Source organism: Micromonospora sp. AMSO31t, assembly GCF_008868175.1.
Classification (GTDB): domain Bacteria; phylum Actinomycetota; class Actinomycetes; order Mycobacteriales; family Micromonosporaceae; genus Micromonospora.
In genome coordinates, this window is record NZ_WBKT01000023.1 from 1 (window position 1) to 18,727 (window position 18,727).

Here is an 18,727-nt window from a genome sequence, read left to right on the forward strand (position 1 = left end):
CGAGGCGCGTTCGACCTTGCCGGACGGTGCGCAGCCGGCCGGCGCGGATCTGTTCGTAGATCACAGACCGGGACAGGCTGAGCAGTCGCATCGCCTCCGGGATGCGGTAGAGCGCCTTTGCTGGCGCATCGCCTGCGGCGACCAGGTCGTCAACGCCGAGCCCGACCGGGGGCACGATGGCTTCGGGGTCGGGGTCGACGCCGTCGAGGCGGACGATGGCGTGGTAGTGCACGACGGCGCGGCGCTGCATCTCGGCGACCTTCCCGAAGGACGGCTTGACCGGGGGCAGCCGGCGCAGCCGGCCGGAGGCGGTGACCTGGACGACCGGGGGCAGGCCGAGAGCGCGAGCCCGGGCGTTGAGGTGACGGGTGACGGCGATTGTGGTGCGGCGCCACAACTCCGGGGCGGAGTGGTTCCACACGATCTGGGCGTCGTAGTCGTAGCAGTCCAGGCACAACGGCTGCCCGAGCCGGGGATCGTTCTCCTCGTGCCGCGCCCAACACACCGTCGGTTGGCCGTGCTCGCAGGGCCGGGCGGTGGGGTCGCTGGCCCGGCGGGGGTGGCAGGGCTCGGGCCGGCAGTCGCAGCGGCGGCGGCTACTGCAGGTGTGCCGCTTCACGACCCGGGTGTGCACGGTGCCGAACGACGGCGCGGTGAAGGTCGGGAACACCGCCGGATGGGCGGCGACGGTGGCGGGGATGCCTTTGCCGCCGGCGAGGCCGGCGCGCAGGAGTTGGTAGGCGTCGCGTTGGTAGGTGCGGGCGCAGGACGGGCAGACGGCGTGACGGCGGTTGCCGCACGGCTTGTAGATCTCCCCGTCCGGCAGATCCGCCGTCGCGGTGGTGGCGAGGAGTTGGCCGGTGGCCCGGTCGACGGTGGCGACCTCACCCGACAGGCGGATCGGGTGGGAGCAGCCCGCGGCTGCCTTCACATGGTCGAGCCAGTCGAACACCCGAGGGTCGCAGGCGCGAGCGAACGCGGACTCATCACGGCCGACGAACGCGCCAGGCGAGGCGGCGGGGTGGGGCCGGAGCCCCGGACCAGACGTGTGAGCCTGGCCCGGGACAACGGTCATGCGGTCAGCGGCCACGGGTGCGGACCGCCTTCATCGGAAGGTGAGTGATCGGGCCGGTCCCGAACGGGTTCGGGTGGTCGAAGATCCGGCCGAGCAGGGACGCCACGGGTGCGGGCAGGTCGGCCCGGTGGTGCTCCCACAGGTAGATGTCGCGGATGAGTTGGTAGGTCTTCGGCAGCTCGATCCCGTCGCGGGCGGCGAGGATCTTCATGCGGCCGATGAGCTGGACGGGTTCCCAGCCCCGGGCAAGGCGGGGTTCACGCCAGCGGTAGGAGATCGGTGCGGCGGTGGTGGTCATGGGGCCACCTCGATCAGCGCCGCCAGGTCGACGCCCAGGACGCGGGCGAGGTCCCGGAGGACCGACAGCCGATCCACGGGGATGCGGTCGTGTTCGACCTTGGCCAGCCAGGTCTCCGACCGGCCGACCAGGTTGGCGCAGACCACCTGCGACAAGCCGCGACGGCGGCGCAGCCGCGCGACGGTTGCCCCGAAGGTGGTGGGGCGGTTGCCGGTCAACGGACGGGCGAGGGTGGTGGTCATGCCGTCACCGCCGGGGTTTCCTCGATGAGGTCGGCGGCACAGGAGGCGCAGGCGCACCCCCGGTTGAGCGGGTCAGGGCAGCGGTTCGCTGCGCACCACTGGCAGCCTGGACGGCCGCACCAGTAGCAAAGCTCGATCGTGTCGTCAACAGTGAAGCCGGGCAGGCCGAACAGGCGGCCCAACAGCCCTTCGTAAAACGGGGACACGGTGACGGTGCCGCTCTCCCAGCGGCACAGGTTCCGCTTGAAGGTGGGCCATTCCGGCAGTCGCACGCCCTCGTTGGCGGCGACCTTGCTCAGCCGGCGGAACACCTCCAACTGCGACCAGCCACGAGACTGACGCAGCTCCTTCCAGGGCCAGATGAAGTGTCGGGTAGTAGGTGCGGGGGTGATGGCGTTCGTGGTGAGCACGGACAGGACATCCAGCAGCGCGGTGCGGTCGAGCGCCGCAGGCAGGTTCAGCGCCTTCCCAGGGGCCAGCGCGTCCCGAAGCGTCGCCACAGCAGACAGCAGGCGAGCATCAGACAGCGCCGGAGAGTGGCCCGAGGCGCACAGAGCAGGGTGAACGGTAGGCTGGACAGGCATCGTGATTCCTTTCGCAGAGGGCCGATGCACCTGGCCTCGACGGGCCGCAATCCCGTCGAGGCCTCTTTGCGCTCCCCGTATCCCCTGTAAAGGGGGGTTGCGCATCGATGTGTGCTGAGGCTACGCAACCCCCCTTGCTGGGGTCAAGCCCCGTTCTGAGGTAAAGTGCGTTGAACGTCTAGCGCACCGATCGGGGAGGGGACCGTGGAGATCGCTCCACTGGGCTTGGCCGAGATCCAGGACCCGGTCGAACGGGCACGCAAGGCCAGCGACCTGATCGACGAGCATCAGGCGGCGGTCAACGAGCTGTCGCGGCTGCGGCGTGATGCGCTGGACGAGATGGTGTCGCAGGGCATGACTCACGCACAGATCGCTCAGGTCGTCGGAATGACCCGCGCCCGCGTCGGCCAGCTCCTGTCGTCTGGACCCCGTCCCGAGCGGGCAATGCTCGGCACCGGACCGCTCACCGTGGCTGTCGGTGGCAAGTTCGAGGCGGGCAAGAAGGACCCGTACGCGGTCGTCTCTGCTGAGATGCTGGCCGCGTACGAGAAGCTGTCCAACCTCGCACGGGGCCTCGGCTTGAAGACCGAATACGAAGTGGTGCCGCCGCCGGGAATGGTCGACCTGAACCGCACGAACCTGGTTGTGGTCGGCAGCCCTCGGATCCTGCCTTTCGTGGGGCAGGTGCTCGCCTCTGACCCGAAGCTGGGATTCGGCAAGGACGACGGTGGTCTGTACCTGGTGAATCACCAGACCGGCGAGGAGTTCCGCTCCCCGTCGGACAAGGGCGAGCCGGTCGACTACGGGTACATCGGCCGGCTGCCCCGACCGGATGGACGAGGCACCTTCCTGTACCTCGCCGGCATCCACGCCATGGGCACCCTGGGCGTCGCGCGGTACCTCGAAGACCACGTGGACGAGCTGTACCGCGAGGTGAAGAACCGGCGGTTCTCGCTCCTGGTGGCCTGCACCTACGACCCGGACACGCGCGCTGTGAAGAAGGTCGACGCGCTGACGCCGATCTACCGCAGTGAGGGCGTGGCCTGATGTACGTCGCGACCGCCTCCGAGGCCGGCAACCCGAAGTCGTCCAACGAGGACTGGGCGATGGCTAGCGAGAACCTGATCGTGGTCCTCGACGGTGCCACCGCCCGTACCGGCACCGGTTGCACCCACGGAATCGCGTGGTACGCCGCCAAGCTAGGTTCAGCCCTCGCCGGCCTGGCCGCCGACCGCGACTCCGAGCTGGCCAACGCGCTCATGTACGGCATCCGGTTCACCGCAGACCAGCACCGCGACACCTGCGACCTCAGCCACCCCGGCACGCCCTCAGCGGCCACGGCCATGCTGAGGCTCAAGGACACCGCACTGGAGTACCTGGTGCTAGGTGACGTCACCGTGCTCATCGACACCGCAGACGGCATCCAGGTCATCACCGACGATCGGGTGGACAAAACGGCCCGCGCCGAACGCGAGGAAGCCGACCGCCACCCGTTCGGGTCGGCCGAGAAGCAGGCTGCCCTGCTGCGCATGAAGCACGCCGAGCTGGCCGCGCGCAACCAGCCGGGCGGGTACTGGGTCGCAGCCGCAGACCCGTTCGCGGCCCAACACGCCATCACCGGAGAAGTTCCGCTCGACAGTGTCCGGCGAGTTGCCGTGCTTACCGACGGAGCCGCCCGGCTGGTGGCCCTGTTCGGACTGCTCGACTGGCCCGACGTGCTCGACGTCCTGGAGCAGAACGGCCCGACCGAGCTGATCCGGCGGGTGCGCGCCATCGAGGCCGCAGACCCGTCCTGCATGAGGTGGGCACGCAACAAGCGCAGCGACGACGCCACCGCCGTTTACGCCGCCTGAGCAGCCATTTCCCCAGTGTTAGCGGCCGGCGGCCGGCGGTGTCGGGCTCCAGTTGATGCGTTTCGGATCAGCGTCGGATGATTCGTGACACCGATGGCGGGGTGCAGCGCGGGACCGTTACTCAGCGCGATCGGGCCTGTAGCAGGCCGGGAGGTGTCCGGCCGTCGGTGTGGGAGGAAAAGGGGATGCTTTCGGACTACCAACAGCAGCTGCGGGCGAAGTTCCTGTCCGCCCCGGTGGTCGCGCCGCCCGAGCCATGGCGGTACCTCGACCAGACGCGGTGCTGCATACCGGTGGGCGGGCTGCAGGGGGTCGGCTTCGGTGTTCACCCGGAGACCGACGCCGACCTGTTGATGGTCGTCTCGATGGACGGCTTTGGCCTGATCGACGCGACAACGGGTGCGAAGGTCGCGCGGGACCGTCACCCTGACCCCGACGACGCGTCACCGTCCGGGCCGGACCTGGCCTGTCCGGGCATCGGCGTGCTGGCGGGCATGCGGGTACGCATCGCCGGGTTGTTCGGCGGCGGCCTGCACGCCACGACCGACGATGGCTGGACCATCGACGTGGTGGCGCCCGAGTGGCCGAACCATCGCGTCCTGCTGTCCGGCGACGGCGCTGCCTATAACGGCCCACCGGGCACGACCTGGTGGCACGTCTTCCATTCCGACTACTCCGAACTGCGCGCCGCCGGCTTCTCCCCGTCCGGCCGCACCCTGGTGATCGCGACCAGCAGCGACGTGACACTCATCGTCCGCCCCGAGTTCGCCTGACCGCATGCGTCACGGCACGTAGCGGCACACCCCGCCGGAGTGTCACGCATCATCTGAACCCGCCCCGTCACGCATCAAGCGGAGTACGACAGCCGGCTGCCGGCGATGTGGTGAGAACTTTCTGTACGTCTTCAAGGCGGCCCTTGACGGGCCGCACGCGCCGCCGCCTGGGCGCGCGCCGGCCGCTGCCGCTGTCGCTCTGCGGCCGTCACGCCTGATGCCCGGCGGCTGGCGCGGAGGGCGGGGAGCCCGGTGGGCCGCCGCAGGTCGACAGCAGCGTTCACCGGTGGCGTGGTGGGCCGGCAGCCGGCCGGGCCGCGCGGCCGCGAGCCCGCGCGGCGTAGGGGAGCGCACGCCCGGCCGCGTCGGCGAGCTGGCGGCGGTCGCGGGGTTGCGGTTAGTGCGCCTCCGGCGGGGGCGCTCCGGCTCCAGGATGGCCGGGGCTCCGACGGCGCGTCGCCGTCCGTGGGTGGTTGCGGTAGGCCATCCCGCCGGCCATCGACCCGGGCAAGCCGAGCAGACCCCCGCCCGACCCGCCAGCGTCCGAACCTGCGTCAAGGTCCGTCTGACGTGGCGGGCCGGGCGGCGGCCCGCTCCCCAGGAGGGCGGGTCGACGGCAGACGGGATGGCTTGACCATCGGATGTAGCATCCCAAATGCCCTTCGTCTGCATCGAATAGGATGCCTCGTGAATCAGTCGGAAGAGATTAAGCGACGCGTAGGAATCTTCCTGGCGGAAGAGGCCATGGAGCGGGAGGACTTCCGCCTATATGTTTCCACCGTCAGGGACATTATCGCAAACGTAACGCATCGGGCTTCGCGTAGCTCGCTGATGGTCATTCTCGGTGCGGCCTTGTTCTTGCTTCTTAGCAGCGGCGATCTGACCGAAGCTGAAGTATTTGGCGTGAAGGCCCAGAATTTCAGCCTCTTCCGTCTAGCTATTCCCGCCATAATGGCCTATTCGGCTGCGCATGTTGTAATGCTTATGAACGCTCGGGCGCAACTCATGCGCCTGTATATCCAGCTCATGAAGCAATCGTTCCCCAAGTGGAGCGAGGCTGGGCTCGCTGCGGTACCGGCGCGAGGCTCCAGCTTCTTCTTGACTGCGCCGCCGCTGGTGTTGTCCGACAGACAGAACACTCTGGCGAAGTCGACCTTCTATGTCGAAGGCCTGATTGCCATTTTCCTGCCGGTCGCCTTTTCTCTCTACGCCTACATCTCTATATTTCGAGACGACACCATTGGGCGTGGTTGGGCAATCGCGTCTCTTGGTGTAACCCTGATATTTATGGTGCTTGCCTACGCAAACATGACTGTTGGGGCAGAGGAAACCAAGTAGGTCGATAGTCCCCATGCAACACGAGGCAGGGGTAGGCAGCCCTCGACGAGGGTCTAGGGCGCGAGCGGGGCACAGGACACCACGAAATGCCGTCAACTAGCATGGGGTCTGGCGGCAGGAGGGGCATTGGGTTTCTCATGGGAAGCAATGGGACAACTAGCCGACTCGCTGGCGATACCCGGCTTCGCCCTCGGCGCATGGGGCCTTATAGCAACCTACCGACAAGCAAGAGACGCACGCACTGCGGCCGAAGCCGCCCGGGACGCTGCTTCTGAAGCCCAGGCCGCCATCAGCCGTAGCAACCTGCTCGTAGCGGTCAAGGACCTTCAGTCCGCAGAGAAGGACATCCTCGACGCCTTCTCGCGCCGATCCGCTGCAGACGTCTCACGTACCTGCAGAACCTGGCGCGCCAATGCCGGTCCAGTCCGAGGACTTCTCGACGCGGCCGGACTCGACACCCGCACCCTCTCCAGCATGATCCAAGACTCCGTGGCGCTCGCGGCCCAGGTCGAAAGGGAAGCCAGAGTGGCCGGCTCAGGAGACGTGCTCGACGTAGAGGACCTGCTTACTGTCACCGCGAAGGTCACCCATGAGCTGAGCGTCCTCACGTCAAGAGAAAGTCACCGTCCAGGAGGGAAACAGTAGATGCCACCGCCCACCCCGGAAGCCGTGGAGCGACTCAAGGCCCTCGCTCGGGCGCTCGCAGCACAGACCCGCGCCGGCCGCCTCAACTGGAAAGACCGCTCACCCTCGGACATGGTCAGCCGCGTGATCAACAGAGAGTCATTCTCTGTATCGCTGCCCAAATCCACCATCACCGTGTACGCGGTTCCTGGCATCACCGTCACCGACAGCGGGGGCGAAATCCTGCAAGAATACCTGCCGGTATTGGGCGGCATCGCCACGGGCAGAGACACCAGCCTGGACGCGGCACTCAAAGACCTCCTGCACGAGATCCGCGAAGAACAACGGCGAGCCCTCTCCGTCCTCGACGACATCATCTCCGACGTGGAAGGGCTCGGAAGCCCTTAACTGGCGGCGCGTGCCGATCTTGTCAGCCCACGACTGCGCACGTTCGGAGTCGGCCACATCGCTCAAGCCCTGGCTCATTGGGGTTGGCCGTCAGCAAGAAGTCAGCGAGACGTGCGACAACAACCGACAACCGCTGGCACAGGACAGCGAGGTCCTTGACGCCAGCGCTACTCGCCGTCACTGATCGGCGATCGCCCGCTACGGTGAGCCGCCTTTGCAAGGCAGGGGTGGGCGACCCTGCTCTACGCCAGGCAGTGCACCCACACCACGACCTTGGACGGCCCGTGGTTGTTGCTGAACTCAAGTATCCCGAGTTCCACCCGTTGCCCGAACGAGCCCGGGGCCAGACAGGAGGGACGGACGCCGCCGTGATCCTCGCCTGCGGCGTCGGTCCAAGGAATGTCCGCCACCAGCGCCAGGCCCTCGCCGTCGCGATCCCCACCGTCGGCAGTGAAGCCAATCGCCGTGCCGTCGGAGTTCACCCCGGTCACCGTTCCCGGGATGACGGCTGGCGCGCCTTTGTCGCGAGCCACCCCCCAGGCCACCGCACTGCCAACCGATGCGCTCGCAACAATCATGATGAGCAACACCCAGATAGGGACCCGCAGCGACCGTGACAGTCCCGGCGGCAGGCGAAGCGGTGCAGGTGTCGTCATCGCCGCAGTCTAGTGACCAATCAAGGTTCCCAATGGCCGTCATAAGAGCGCTCACGAAGATCATCCGGCACAGATCCGGCACTACCGCCTAGTGGAAGGCAATGTGAAACGTCGAGAGGCGCCGAGGGTCGCCGACCCAGTTCACAGCGCGGATCTATCCGGTTCCTCCGCACCGGCCGCAGGTTAGGGGTTCAAGCCCCAGCTGACTGGGAGCCGTGCCCGATCCGTGCCCGATACAGCGGTCAATATAGGTCAGGGGAGGATCGCCGCAGCACTTGGCCGTCGCGTCCGTGCTCTTGTAACCAGGCGGGACCACGCAAGTGGGTCGCGACTCAACCCGATTCCCAAGCTGAGGGTAAGCGCTGCCTACGATGATGTCCGTGCCTCATTGGTCTGAGACTGCGCGCGTCGCCGAGGAACGGGGCGACTGGGACCGAGCCATCGCGGTGCTCGGTGTTGTTGCGGAGTGCTACAGCACCGACCACGAGCGGCATAACGCACACCTGTGGCACCTGGATCTGCTTGCTCGCGCCGGCCGTCACGTTGAGCTTGCGGCTCTCGCTCAATGTGATGCGCATGCCCGCAGGCGGTTGAACCGGCTGCTCTACGAGGGAGGCCGGTTGGAGGATCTGAGACAGCGAGCGCGATCCGGAGATAGCGGAGCGCAGTACCTCCTCGGACGTCTAGCCGGAGATCGGGATAGTTCGGGTGCCGAGTAGGTGGGTGACTAGCTGGGTGACGACGGGCACGAGCAGCGGCGGACGTCCACGGACTTTGGCGGATGGTTATTGCAGCCAGATGCCCTCGGGGATGCAGGTCAGCGAGCCTTGTTGGTTGCCTGGGGGTCAAGGGGTCGTCGGTTCGAATCCGGCCGTCCCGACGCAGGTCAGAGGCCATTCGGGATTCTCCGGATGGCCTTTTCTGATCTTGCACGGGGTTCATTGATCAAGGCGCTCGGCACGGCGCGGGCCGGGGGCGCGGCAAACGGCTCCCTGCGGAGCCGGCGCGGTCACTGCGAGGTCCGGGGCTGCTCCGCTCGCCGTCGGATGGCAAGCTCGTGTCCCGTGATCGATGATTTCGCCGAGGACTATCCGCACGGCCGGCTCAGGTCCATACGTCAGGCGCTGATCTGGAAGCTCGGTGGGGCCGCCGTGAGAAATCCGGGTCTCGTGGAGGTTCGCCCGTGAGGGCGGTCATCGTCGCGGCCGCCGTCGCGTTCATCATCTCCCTGTTCGGTACGCCGCTGGCGGTTCGCGTCTTCACCGCGCTCAAGGCCGGCCAGCCGATCCGATCCATCGGGCTCGCCAGCAACCAGGGCAAGAAGGGCACGCCCACGATGGGCGGTGTCGTCTTCATCGTGGCGACCGTCTTCGCCTACGTCGCCGGGCATCTCGCCCTGACCACCCTGCCCGAGCGGCAGATCGCGCAGGAGGGGCCGACCATGACGGCCCTGGTGCTGCTCGGGCTGTTCGTCTTCTGCGGCGCGGTCGGCTTCTTCGACGACTTCCTCAAGGTGCGCCGGCGCAACTCCGACGGACTGTCCGCCAAAGGCAAGCTGCTCGGCCAGGCGATCGTCGGCGGCGGGTTCGCCGTCGCCGCGCTCTACGTGCCGAGCACCAACGGCCAGACCGTGGCCAGCGAGCACATCTCGCTCATCCGCGACATCAGCTGGCTGGACGTCGGCAAGGTCGGCGCGGTCATGGTCTTCGTCTTCGTGATCATGGCGATGTCGAACGGCGTGAACCTCACCGACGGCCTCGACGGCCTGGCCACCGGCGCGTCGATCCTGGTGCTCGGCGCGTACGCGCTGATCGGCTTCTGGCAGTACCGGCACTGGTGCGCCGACGACGCGTACGCCCGCGCGAACGACTACTGCTACCAGGTTCGGGATCCCCTGGAGATCGCCATGATCGCGGCGGCGGCGGCCGCCGCCTGCGTGGGCTTCCTGTGGTGGAACACGTCCCCGGCGCGGATCTTCATGGGTGACGTGGGTTCGCTCGGGCTCGGCGGCCTGATCGGCGGGCTCGCGGTGACAACCCGCACCACGCTGCTTTCGATCATGATCGGCGGGCTCTTCGTCATCATCACGACGACCTGGGTGATCCAGATCGTCTCGTACCGGACCACCGGCAGACGTGTCTTCCGGATGGTGCCGTTGCACCACCACTTCGAGTTGGCCGGCTGGAGCGAGGTCAATATCGTGGTCCGGTTCTGGATCGTGGCCGGTGTCTGCATGGCGGTCGGCCTGGGCCTGTTCTACTCGGACTTCTTGGCGGTCGTTGGATAGAGCCACGCGACAAGCCTGTGTCGTGCCACCGACGGTGATCCGCGCGCGCCGGCGCTGCGGACGTATGGCAGACCGGGGCTGATTCTCAGATCATCCTCAAGAAATCCCGCTCCGTGGGCCGTTGGCGGCACTGCTGGGGTGTGCTGTCGCCACCGCGTCATCCCCCTGTTCTGGAGCTTCCATGAGAGACAGACGGACGACCATCTTCTCCGTCCTGCTCGCCGCGACCCTCGCGGCGACATTTGCGCCCACGCCCCACGCGTCCGCGGCCGGCCTCGGCGAGAAGCGCTTCGAGCCGAGTGTCACCTACGACCTGTCGGTGACCGACGCCGAGCGCGACGCGATCCACGCGGAAGTCGAGGCGTTGGCTGGACGCGTCGGCAGCGCGCGGGCGGGGGACGGCACCTACGACCCGCTCACACTGGTCGGGGCGATGCTGGACGGGTCGAGCTACGACTCCATCTCCCGAGGCGGCACGGCCGCGACGGCGTACCCCTTCCCGGTCAGCAACACTAAGCCAACCAGAACGAGTACGACCGCAAGGTCGCCAAGCTCGCCTGGGTGGTCAAGCTGGCCACCGACCTGGGTTTCCCGGTGGTCGTCCAACGCCAGCCCGACAAGTACGTCTACGCGGAGATCGGTGACCCGGACGCCCCGGAGATGGTCATGGCGTTGAGCCACCTCGACTCGCCGACGGCTTCCGTTTCGCCGGCCCAGCTGGCGCGCTGGCGGGACGCGGACGGCAACCTCGGCACTCCTGGTGCGTACCACTCGCCCTATGTCCAGCACGGCTGGGTCTACGGCGCGGGCATTCAGGACGACAGCGGCCCGACGCTGGCGACGCTGCTCGCGGCCAAGGCGCTGCTCAAGGCGGGGCTGCCCCTCGATCGACGCATCCGCATCGTCATGGGCAGCTACGAAGACGGCGGTCCCGGCACGCCCTCGACGACGAACACCGCCACCTTCCAGTCCATCCCGTACAACTCGAACCCGAGCTTCTACGACAACTGGGCCTACAAGAACCTCAACCGGGAAGAGATCCCGATCGCGGCCTACACCTCGGACTCGCGGTTCCCGGTCATCGTCGGCAACTCCGGATCGGTGACCCCGTCGGTGTCGATGAGCTTGTCCGCAGACAGCACCAAGGCCTTCCGGCTGACGGCTGCCACCGCTGGCGTCACCCTGCGCGAAGGCGACCCGACGCTCAAGGACATCGCCTACGGCAGCACCCACGCAGATCGCCTCAGGGCCACTTTCACCCTCGACGTGGCGGGGGCCGGCTCCGCCGAGCGCGACCGGTTCGTGTCGGCGATCACCGCCGCCGCGACCACGAAAGGTTGGCTCCCGGCTGCTCCCCGCACCACGCCCAAGGTGCGGACCACGATCACCGGCGACTCGCTCATGCTGGAGATCAACACCGATCTGGCGATGGAGATGCCCACTCCGCAGTACGGCAAGAACGCCGTCGTGTGGGGAATGTTCCTGCTCTCCCAGGGGCTCGGCGCAGTGGGAAGCACGACTGCCGACATGCAATTGAAGAAGGCCGCCGACGGCATCGCCGACCTGTTCTTCCGCGACGGTGTCGAAGGCGAGGCCTATCTCGGCAAGTACATGGGCATCCCGGCGAGCCTGTTGCGCAACCCGAGCAACGGCACGCCGAACCTGACCTTCGCCCTCATGGGCGGCATCAATTCGGAGACCCCGACGAGCTTCTACACGGACGCCTCCGGCAGCCTCAGCATGCCGATGTTCGTGCGCAGCATGCACGTCACCGCGGCTGACTCCGGCCAGGCCACGGCGGCGGGTCACGGCCGCTTTCCAGGCGAAGGGGTTCACCATCGGCAACCTCGGCTCGCCCGTCGGCGCCGGGTTGTACGTCACCCACGACAACCCACTGACGGCTCTTCAGTTCGGGAGCTACCGAGCCTCGATCGACCGCAACCCGGGGGAGTTCGCGGATCCGTATTCCCTCCGGGACGTGGTCTATCCGCAGGGCACGACCGGTGGCACCCTGGCCAGCAGCTTCCGCAACAAGATGACCGCCTTCGGCGCCGTCATCCCGGGTAACGAGCGCTGGTGGCACACGGCCAACGAGCGGATGAAGGTCGACTCGGCCGTGCAGATGACCAAGATCATGGCCGACGGCATGCTGGAGATGGCCCGGTACTCCGGGCCCGCCGGCGCCAAGCTCATGTGGGCAGACATCCCGGGGCTGAACGCCGATCGGGCGGACCTCGACCTGCTCGACGTCACGATCGGCACCTACAAGGACGCGTCGGCAGCTGTCGGCACGAGCCAGCTGGGCAGCCAGGCCCTGCTCGGCGCCACCTCGTTCAACATCCCGATGTGGAACGGGCGCGGCAACTCGACCCCGACGGCATCGGCTTTCGCACTGGGGCACGCCCCGGGAGGGGTCTACCTTCCGCTGACCGACCCCGAGTACCAGAACTCCACGTACGTGGCGCCAATGCGTCTCGAGTTCAAGGTGGAGCGCCCCGACCACATGTCGGACGCGGCCTGGGCGAAGTTCGTCGCCGGCGGCTACGGCGACTTCCAGTTCAACATTCTCGTCGACGACAAGGTGGTGCCGCTGGCCGTTCCTGCGGGGCAGAGCACGGACAAGTACTTCTCCTCGCGCATCTCGGCCAACAACCCCGACGCCATCTACCTGTCGGTCAACCTCGCGGTCAGCGATGCACCGTACACCGGGGTGAAGGCCATGCTCGCGGACTCCAAGACGGACCTGTACACGGTCAATCCGACGTACCTGGCCTCGAACCCGGATCCGTTCCCCGGGCGCGGGGCCGTCGTACAGCGGGGGCTTCTTCGTGTTCGGTGACGGGCAGAAGAACGCGGAGTTCTCTTCACCCGACGCGGTCTACGTGACAGTCGCCAACGCGGTCGTCGATGCGAAGCTGTCGGCCGTGGTGAAGAAGCTGAAGGGCAACACGAACGGGTTGACCATCGCGGTGAAGCAGACGCATGTCGACGGCAGCGAGTCGCCGGTGACGGCCACGTTCACCATCAACAACAACGCTGCGGGCACCTACACCGTCGGCGATTACCAGGTGTACGTCGAAACCAAGGGCAACACCCAGGTGCGGTCGATCTCCATCGTGTGACCCGCAACGGAGTGGAGCCATGGCCATCGGTGGTGGTTCCACTCCGTTGTGCGCCATTCGGGAGCATCCGGACGACCTATTCCGATCGTCGCCGCGTGGGCCTCAGTCGACCGTGCGACAGGCGGCGTCGATGCGGTGGACCGGGCGGACCCGCCGTCCCAGTCCCTCCAGCAGCGAGTCCTCGACGTGGAAGTCGCGCACGCGCAGCTGCCGGCGGGGCAGTTCCTCCTCGCTCGGGCAGAGCACCTGAGCCCGGACCTGGCCGATCGGCACGTACCGGACACCGCCGCGCTCCTGGAGCAGCACCATGTTCACGTCGTCCACGGTGACCACGTGGCCCCGAACATCCTCGGTGACGCCGGGCGACGACTCGACCGTGGTGACGGTCAGGGGCAGCACCGGCGTGCTGATCACCGGAAGGGCGGCCCAGACGAGCATGGCGAGCACCGCCGCCTCGGTGATCGAGGCGAGCGGCCGGATCACCGCCGCCGGCAGCGGGCCGGTGACGAACAGGGCCAGGACCAGGGGTACGACGAGCAGCACCACGGCGAGCAGCTCCCGCTGCTGCCAGGCGTCCAGCAGGGTGGGCCCGAGCAGCCAGAGGTACCCGGCGAAGCCGGCACCGAGGAGCAGGAGGCGGGGCGTCGGTTGCTCGTGCAGCCGTTCCGGGCTGAGCTGGAAGGCGGCCACGAAAGCCGGGACCAGCAGCGGCAGGTAGAGCAGTGGCCACGTGGCCAGGGCGAGCAGGAAGCTCGCCAGCACGAACCAGGCGGGGGTGATGTCCACCCACCTGGCGAAGACCGGACGGCGCACGCCGGGCGGCATCCGTTCCACGCTGACCCGCAGCACCGCTCCGAGCGCGAAGACCGCGACCAGCCCGGTGGAGAGCAGCCGCGCGGCCGTGGTGAGGAAGCCGGCGAGCAGGTTCACCGTGCCCACGTTGGCGACCAGCAGCAGGGTGGTCTGGAGTTCGCCGCCGGCCTCGACGCCGAGGCGCAGCACGGAGAAGACCGCCGGGACGCCGACCACGGCCGTCCAGAACGACTGGCTGGCCCGGGCCCGGCGTTCGGCCGGGTCGTGGACGGGTGCGGCCTGCGGGGTGTGCGCGGCGGCGTCCGGAGCGGTGGCCACCGGCGCCGTCATCGCCGGGGCGCCTTGTCGTCGAAGTCGACCAACTTCGGCACGTCCAGCGGCTGCGGCTGCGACTTGTCCGCCTTCAGCCACGGCCCGAGCGTCCGGTTGTAGGCCGTGAGCCAGGGGCTGCTGATTCCGTTGCGCCCCTCCAGGTAGCTCTTCTGCAGGAAGAAGGCCACCAGGTCGCGCAGCGCCGGATCGCCGATCGGTACGCCGACACCGAGCAGCTCGCTGGTGCCGAACGGCATGTCGACGAGCTCGAATTCGGTGGGGTACTGGGAGAGGAAGCCGGCGAGGATCGTCTCGTCGGAGCTGACCGCCTCGTAGCGGCCCTCCCGCATGCCTTTGACGCAGTCACCGACCTCCTTGACCACATAGGCTTTGACCTGGTGTCTCTCCAGTTCCGTCTCCGTGGTGGAGCCGCCGCTGGTGCAGATCCGGTAGCCCGGCTTGCGCAGGTCCTCGATGGTGCGGATGTGGTCCCGCAGCCGCTTCGGGACCAGCACCTCCTGCGTGGTGACGAAGTACGGCCCGGCGAAGCTGACCAGCTTCTTGCGCTCCTCGGTGATGGAGAAGCTGGAGACGATCAGGTCGACGGTGCCGCCCTGGAGGGCGGGGATCCGGTCTTCGGTGGCCAGCGGCACCCACTGGATGCGCTGGTCGCCCGCGAAGCCGAGCGACGCGGCGACGTAGCGGGCGATCTCGACGTCGAAGCCGGTGTGGATGCCGTTGCGCAGTTCGCCCATCAACGGCTCGGTCGTCGCCACCCCGATCTTGATCTTCGACTGGCCGTCGATGTGCGACTCGCGCAGCTTGTCGAGGACCGATGGCAGCGGGGGCTCCCGGCGGTTGTCGCAGCCGGCCGCGGCCGCGAGAGTCATGGTCAGCGCCACTGCCAGCGTGGTGGCGAGGGCGCGAAGCCGGTGCCGGGGCGGAACCTCGTGCATGGGCGACCTCGCTCCTGCAGACGACGGACGGACACCCAGGGTAGCGGCCGATGCACAATGCGCTACGCGCCGCTGCCGGTGCCGGCTCGCCCGGTCAGCTACGGTGCTGACACGGCACGCAGTAGCGGGCTGAGGGCAGGATCTCCAGCCGGGGCGTCGGGATGTCCTGGCCGCAGCCCTCGCAGACCCCGTAGTCGCCGTCGGACATCCGCTTCAGCGCCCGGGCGGTGTCGGCGATGCCCTGCTGGGCCGCCTCGATCAGCCGGCGCAGGGTGTCCGGGTCGTGGCCGCCGTGGTCACGCTGCCGGGACTGCAGCGTGAGTTCCGTGAGCTGGTCGGTGTGCTCCCCGAACTGGCGTTCCAGCAGCTCGCGCAGCGTCTCGGTGCGGTCGTGGAGAGTGTCTGTCATGGTCGGTGGTCCTTTCTGGAAGTGGGCCGGGCTCAGTCGCTCGCGGGGTGCCGGGTCGCCGCGACGGCGGCCATGCCGGCGCCGGTGAGCGCGGCGGTGCGGGGTGACGCGGCGCGGTGCACGGTCGCGCCCAGCGTGGCGACCAGCCGAGCGGTCAGGTCGGGTCGGGTCGCTCCGTCGCCGACCACGATCACGCCTCGGGCCAGGGCGGCGCGGGCCAGCGGACGCACCGCCGGCTCCTGCCGCAGCTCGCGGACCAGCCTGGTCGTCGTGTCGGCGAGCATGGCGGCGGTGATCGCGTGGTTCAGGTCGCGGGTGCCGACGTCGGCGCGCCGGGCGGCGACCACCCGACCGTGCTCCAGCACAGCCACCTCGGTGAGCTGGGCGCCGATGTCGGCGAGCAGCAGGGTGCCGGCGGCGGCGCCGGCGCCGATGGCGCCCGCGCGCACGCTGTCGACGAAGAGCAGCCGGGACGGCGCGAGCACCGCGTTGAGCACGAGGCGTGTCGCTTCCTCGTCGGCCGCGGTGGCGAGTACCGGACGGCAGGCCACGACGAGCGCCCCCACCGGCACCGGGATGCGGTGGTCCCGCAGGAGCCGCCGCAGTTCGGTGGCGCAGGCCGGGCCGTCGACGATCCGTCCGCGCCGGATGACCGGTGCCCGCAGGCCCTGGCCGACCGGGACGCTCAACACCCCGCCGGGTCCCCGCCAGATCCGCAGTTGGGCGCTGCCGAGGTCGACGGCGATCGGCTCGGGCCGGACGGACGCCACCGGGCGGGTGTGGGACCGTCCGACCAGCATCGCGGTGCGCGCCGAGAGGGGAACGGAAGTGGCGTTGCCGGACATACCGACTCTCCTAGGGTGAGATGCACAGCCGTCCCGTGGACGGGGCGATGGGCGGGTTGTTGCGCCGTGGGCCGGCCGCTGGACCTCCAGCGTCGCCGGAAAGCAGAGGGTTGCCATTGCACGGGACCGGCCAACAACAGCCCGCTTGGTTGCCGGCTGTCGGAGAACACCGTCGCCTGACGTACGGCTGCCGTCACCCCTGGTGGCCGGTCGCGATCCGGGCCGGCTCCCTCGGACGTCTCCGAGCGGGGCTCGGGATGGCGTGCAGCGAACGCTATGGTTGGCCGCATGCGCAACCACCAGCACCCCATCGGCGTCGGGCGGCCCCTCGCGCTGTCGATGCTGGCGGTGCTGGCGGTTGTCGTCGCGGCGGTTCGCGCCGGAGGCGCGCTCGGTATGTGCATCGTGGTCCGGCTGAGCCGCGCCGTTGCGGGCTGCGTTCCCGCCTGGTCGGCCGATCGGGCGCCGCCGGCCGTCGTGCGAGCCGCTCGACCGTCCACCGCGTTGCCGTAGCGCCGACCCGCTCCCGGCCGGCCCTGCGCAGCCGTCCCGCAAGGAGCATCCCTCGTGAACATCGAACGCACGACGCTGCCCGGCATCGGAGTACGACACACCTTCACGACCAGACAGGGCCGCCGGATCGGCATCGTGGAGTACCAGGTCGGCGACCGCCGGGACGTCGTCCACGATGACCCCGACGATCCCGACGGCATGATCAGCCTCACGCTGACCCGCACCGAGGCCAGCGCGCTGGCCGCCCTGCTCGGTTTCCCGGAACTGGTCGCCGTCCCGGCTTGACCCGCTACGCCGGCAGCGGCCGGCGTGGCCAGTCCAGCGCCCGCGCGCCGAGCACGGCGGCGTGCAGGGTGAACCGGTCCCGAGGATCGGCGGGGTCGTAACCGCTCAGCGCCCGGATCCTGTCCAGCCGATAGGTGACCGTGCGCACGGACACGTGCAGGCGGCGGGCCGCCTCCGTGGCGACCTCGCTGCACGCGAAGTACTCGTTCAGCGTGTCCAGCAGCGGCTCGGCGCCGCCCCGAGCCTGGCTCAGCGGTGTCAGCACCGCCCGCACGAGGTCCACCATCGCCGCCTGATCCCGCAGCAGGACCCGGTAGATGAGTAGGTCGTGGGCGTCGATCACCGAGGTGTCGGCGTGCAGTCGCCGCGCCGTGGTCAGCGCCTCGCGGGCCTCCTCGTAGGAGCGGGCGATACCGTACAGGCCCGGGTGCGGGCGGCCCACCGCCACCTGCCACGGCCGGCCCCGCACGAGACGGTCCAACTCGCCGTGCATCAACCGCCCCAGGTCCGCCACCGATCCGCCGTCGCCCCCGCCTCGGTCGGGCGTCACCGTGTCCGCCGGGGCGATCACGACGAGCAGTCCCTCCTTCGTGGCCACCAGCACGTCGCGGTCACCCAACCGGTCGAAGATGACCCGCTCCAGCGCGCTGATCGCCGCCTCGGTGTCCGGCAGCCGATGGCCCGGTGCGGCGAGCGCCACCTGGTGCACCCGGGCCAGATCCAGCCCGAACGGCTCGGCCCGCTCGACCAACCCGCCGAGGTCGGAGTCGCCGCGCAGCAGGTCGTCGACGAGTTCCCGACGCAGCGCCTCCTCCCGGCGCACCAGTTCCCGGCGGGCCGTCGCATAGCCCTCGGCGAGAGTGGCCACGGCGGTGTCGACCACGTGGAGCACGGCGTCCGCCGCCGCGCGTACCGTCTCGCTGTCGGTGGAGCGGGCCAGGTGCGGCAGCCGCCCCCAGAGCCGCCGGGCCGCGGACAGGTAGAGGCGGACGGCCCGGCCCGCCGACACACCCTGCTCGGCGGCCCGTCGGCCGAGGGCCCCCACCGCGTCGAGTTCGCCGCGGCGCGGCCGGCGGCCGGTCACCGCCGCGTCCGTCAACAGCCGTAGGTAGTCGCCGAGCAACTCCACCGGCACGCCGCCCGCATCGGCGCTGGCCTCGCGGGCCACCTCGGCCAGCCACCCGTCCTCGCTGCGGGCCCCGGCCGGGACCGGCCGGCGGACGCTCTCGGTCATCGTGGTCTCCCAGGCGGGGCCGGCATCGACCGCCGACCCGATTCATTCAGCCCATGGTGGCAGGCGGGACGGCTGGCGGGCTCGAAAGTCGGCGAGCCCG

At 69.0% G+C, this 18,727-nt stretch carries 20 protein-coding genes and 2 pseudogenes; 11 read left to right on the forward strand and 11 right to left on the reverse strand.

The window, feature by feature from the left end; translation table 11 throughout:
* From F8274_RS32570 to F8274_RS08135, 5 genes and pseudogenes are all read right to left on the reverse strand, one after another.
* A pseudogene (locus tag F8274_RS32570) lies at positions 1 to 91 on the reverse strand (DNA-binding protein); the annotation flags it as partial.
* Positions 92 to 133: 42 nt separating this feature from the next.
* Positions 134 to 1,090 (reverse strand): annotated as a pseudogene (locus F8274_RS08120) (replication initiator); the annotation flags it as partial.
* Positions 1,080 to 1,373 (reverse strand): hypothetical protein, encoded by a 294-nt coding sequence (locus F8274_RS08125; protein ID WP_151461668.1) that lies wholly within the window; start codon positions 1,371 to 1,373, stop codon positions 1,080 to 1,082. The gene F8274_RS08125 and the pseudogene F8274_RS08120, both read right to left, overlap by 11 nt.
* Positions 1,370 to 1,615, reverse strand: coding sequence for a helix-turn-helix domain-containing protein (locus tag F8274_RS08130; RefSeq protein ID WP_151461669.1), 246 nt, complete (start codon positions 1,613 to 1,615; stop codon positions 1,370 to 1,372). The genes F8274_RS08125 and F8274_RS08130 overlap by 4 nt, the downstream gene beginning before the upstream one ends.
* Positions 1,612 to 2,199: a hypothetical protein gene (locus F8274_RS08135; RefSeq protein WP_225853664.1), complete on the reverse strand. Its 588-nt coding sequence runs from the start codon at positions 2,197 to 2,199 to the stop codon at positions 1,612 to 1,614. Before F8274_RS08135 ends, F8274_RS08130 begins: the two co-directional genes overlap by 4 nt.
* Positions 2,200 to 2,403: 204 nt before the next feature.
* Here F8274_RS08135 and F8274_RS08140 point away from each other — a divergent pair, with 204 nt between their 5' ends.
* The 5 genes from F8274_RS08140 to F8274_RS08160 all read left to right on the forward strand — a co-directional run bounded on the left by F8274_RS08140 (position 2,404) and on the right by F8274_RS08160 (position 7,195).
* Entirely contained in the window at positions 2,404 to 3,246 is an 843-nt protein-coding gene (locus F8274_RS08140) for a sigma-70 family RNA polymerase sigma factor (protein WP_225853665.1), read from the forward strand.
* Positions 3,246 to 4,052 (forward strand): protein phosphatase 2C domain-containing protein, encoded by an 807-nt coding sequence (locus F8274_RS08145; RefSeq protein WP_151461670.1) that lies wholly within the window; start codon positions 3,246 to 3,248, stop codon positions 4,050 to 4,052. The genes F8274_RS08140 and F8274_RS08145 overlap by 1 nt, the downstream gene beginning before the upstream one ends.
* Before the next feature lie 167 nt (positions 4,053 to 4,219).
* Positions 4,220 to 4,825: a hypothetical protein gene (locus tag F8274_RS08150; RefSeq protein WP_225853666.1), complete on the forward strand. Its 606-nt coding sequence runs from the start codon at positions 4,220 to 4,222 to the stop codon at positions 4,823 to 4,825.
* Between the two features lie 687 nt (positions 4,826 to 5,512).
* Positions 5,513 to 6,163 (forward strand): hypothetical protein, encoded by a 651-nt coding sequence (locus F8274_RS08155; protein WP_151461671.1) that lies wholly within the window; start codon positions 5,513 to 5,515, stop codon positions 6,161 to 6,163.
* Between the two features lie 645 nt (positions 6,164 to 6,808).
* Entirely contained in the window at positions 6,809 to 7,195 is a 387-nt protein-coding gene (locus F8274_RS08160; protein ID WP_151461672.1) for a hypothetical protein, read from the forward strand.
* Between the two features lie 242 nt (positions 7,196 to 7,437).
* Here the strand turns inward: F8274_RS08160 and F8274_RS08165 are convergent, their stop codons facing one another.
* The gene (locus F8274_RS08165; RefSeq protein ID WP_151461673.1) at positions 7,438 to 7,851 is read right to left on the reverse strand and encodes a hypothetical protein; all 414 of its coding nucleotides are present in this window, start codon (positions 7,849 to 7,851) and stop codon (positions 7,438 to 7,440) included.
* Positions 7,852 to 9,034: 1,183 nt separating this feature from the next.
* On the opposite strand from F8274_RS08165, the gene mraY reads away from it, so the two are divergent.
* From mraY to F8274_RS08185, 4 genes are all read left to right on the forward strand, one after another.
* Positions 9,035 to 10,138 carry a phospho-N-acetylmuramoyl-pentapeptide-transferase gene (gene mraY, locus F8274_RS08170; protein ID WP_151461674.1) on the forward strand — a complete coding sequence of 368 codons (1,104 nt, stop codon included), beginning with the start codon at positions 9,035 to 9,037 and terminating at the stop codon, positions 10,136 to 10,138.
* A gap of 561 nt (positions 10,139 to 10,699) precedes the next feature.
* A complete protein-coding gene (locus tag F8274_RS08175) occupies positions 10,700 to 12,205 on the forward strand; it encodes a M20/M25/M40 family metallo-hydrolase (RefSeq protein WP_151461675.1) in 1,506 nt (501 codons plus the stop codon).
* Positions 12,117 to 12,977 carry a M20 family metallopeptidase gene (locus tag F8274_RS08180; RefSeq protein ID WP_151461676.1) on the forward strand — a complete coding sequence of 287 codons (861 nt, stop codon included), beginning with the start codon at positions 12,117 to 12,119 and terminating at the stop codon, positions 12,975 to 12,977. Before F8274_RS08175 ends, F8274_RS08180 begins: the two co-directional genes overlap by 89 nt.
* Positions 12,967 to 13,260 (forward strand): hypothetical protein, encoded by a 294-nt coding sequence (locus F8274_RS08185; protein WP_151461677.1) that lies wholly within the window; start codon positions 12,967 to 12,969, stop codon positions 13,258 to 13,260. Before F8274_RS08180 ends, F8274_RS08185 begins: the two co-directional genes overlap by 11 nt.
* 102 nt (positions 13,261 to 13,362) lie before the next feature.
* On the opposite strand, the gene F8274_RS08190 is transcribed toward F8274_RS08185, so the two are convergent.
* From F8274_RS08190 to F8274_RS08205, 4 genes are all read right to left on the reverse strand, one after another.
* Positions 13,363 to 14,403: a hypothetical protein gene (locus tag F8274_RS08190; protein ID WP_151461678.1), complete on the reverse strand. Its 1,041-nt coding sequence runs from the start codon at positions 14,401 to 14,403 to the stop codon at positions 13,363 to 13,365.
* A complete protein-coding gene (locus F8274_RS08195; RefSeq protein ID WP_151461679.1) occupies positions 14,400 to 15,341 on the reverse strand; it encodes a transporter substrate-binding domain-containing protein in 942 nt (313 codons plus the stop codon). The genes F8274_RS08190 and F8274_RS08195 overlap by 4 nt, the downstream gene beginning before the upstream one ends.
* A gap of 94 nt (positions 15,342 to 15,435) precedes the next feature.
* The gene (locus F8274_RS08200) at positions 15,436 to 15,750 is read right to left on the reverse strand and encodes a TraR/DksA C4-type zinc finger protein (protein ID WP_151461680.1); all 315 of its coding nucleotides are present in this window, start codon (positions 15,748 to 15,750) and stop codon (positions 15,436 to 15,438) included.
* 32 nt (positions 15,751 to 15,782) lie between these two features.
* Positions 15,783 to 16,520, reverse strand: a complete 738-nt coding sequence (locus tag F8274_RS08205) for a rod shape-determining protein (RefSeq protein WP_225853667.1) — start codon at positions 16,518 to 16,520, stop codon at positions 15,783 to 15,785.
* A gap of 363 nt (positions 16,521 to 16,883) precedes the next feature.
* On the opposite strand from F8274_RS08205, the gene F8274_RS08210 reads away from it, so the two are divergent.
* Both F8274_RS08210 and F8274_RS08215 read left to right on the forward strand, forming a co-directional pair.
* Positions 16,884 to 17,108, forward strand: coding sequence for a hypothetical protein (locus F8274_RS08210; RefSeq protein ID WP_151461682.1), 225 nt, complete (start codon positions 16,884 to 16,886; stop codon positions 17,106 to 17,108).
* 54 nt (positions 17,109 to 17,162) lie between these two features.
* Entirely contained in the window at positions 17,163 to 17,393 is a 231-nt protein-coding gene (locus tag F8274_RS08215; protein ID WP_151461683.1) for a potassium transporter TrkA, read from the forward strand.
* 4 nt (positions 17,394 to 17,397) lie between these two features.
* On the opposite strand, the gene F8274_RS08220 is transcribed toward F8274_RS08215, so the two are convergent.
* A complete protein-coding gene (locus tag F8274_RS08220; protein WP_151461684.1) occupies positions 17,398 to 18,627 on the reverse strand; it encodes a CdaR family transcriptional regulator in 1,230 nt (409 codons plus the stop codon).
* Between the last annotated feature and the right edge of the window lie 100 nt (positions 18,628 to 18,727).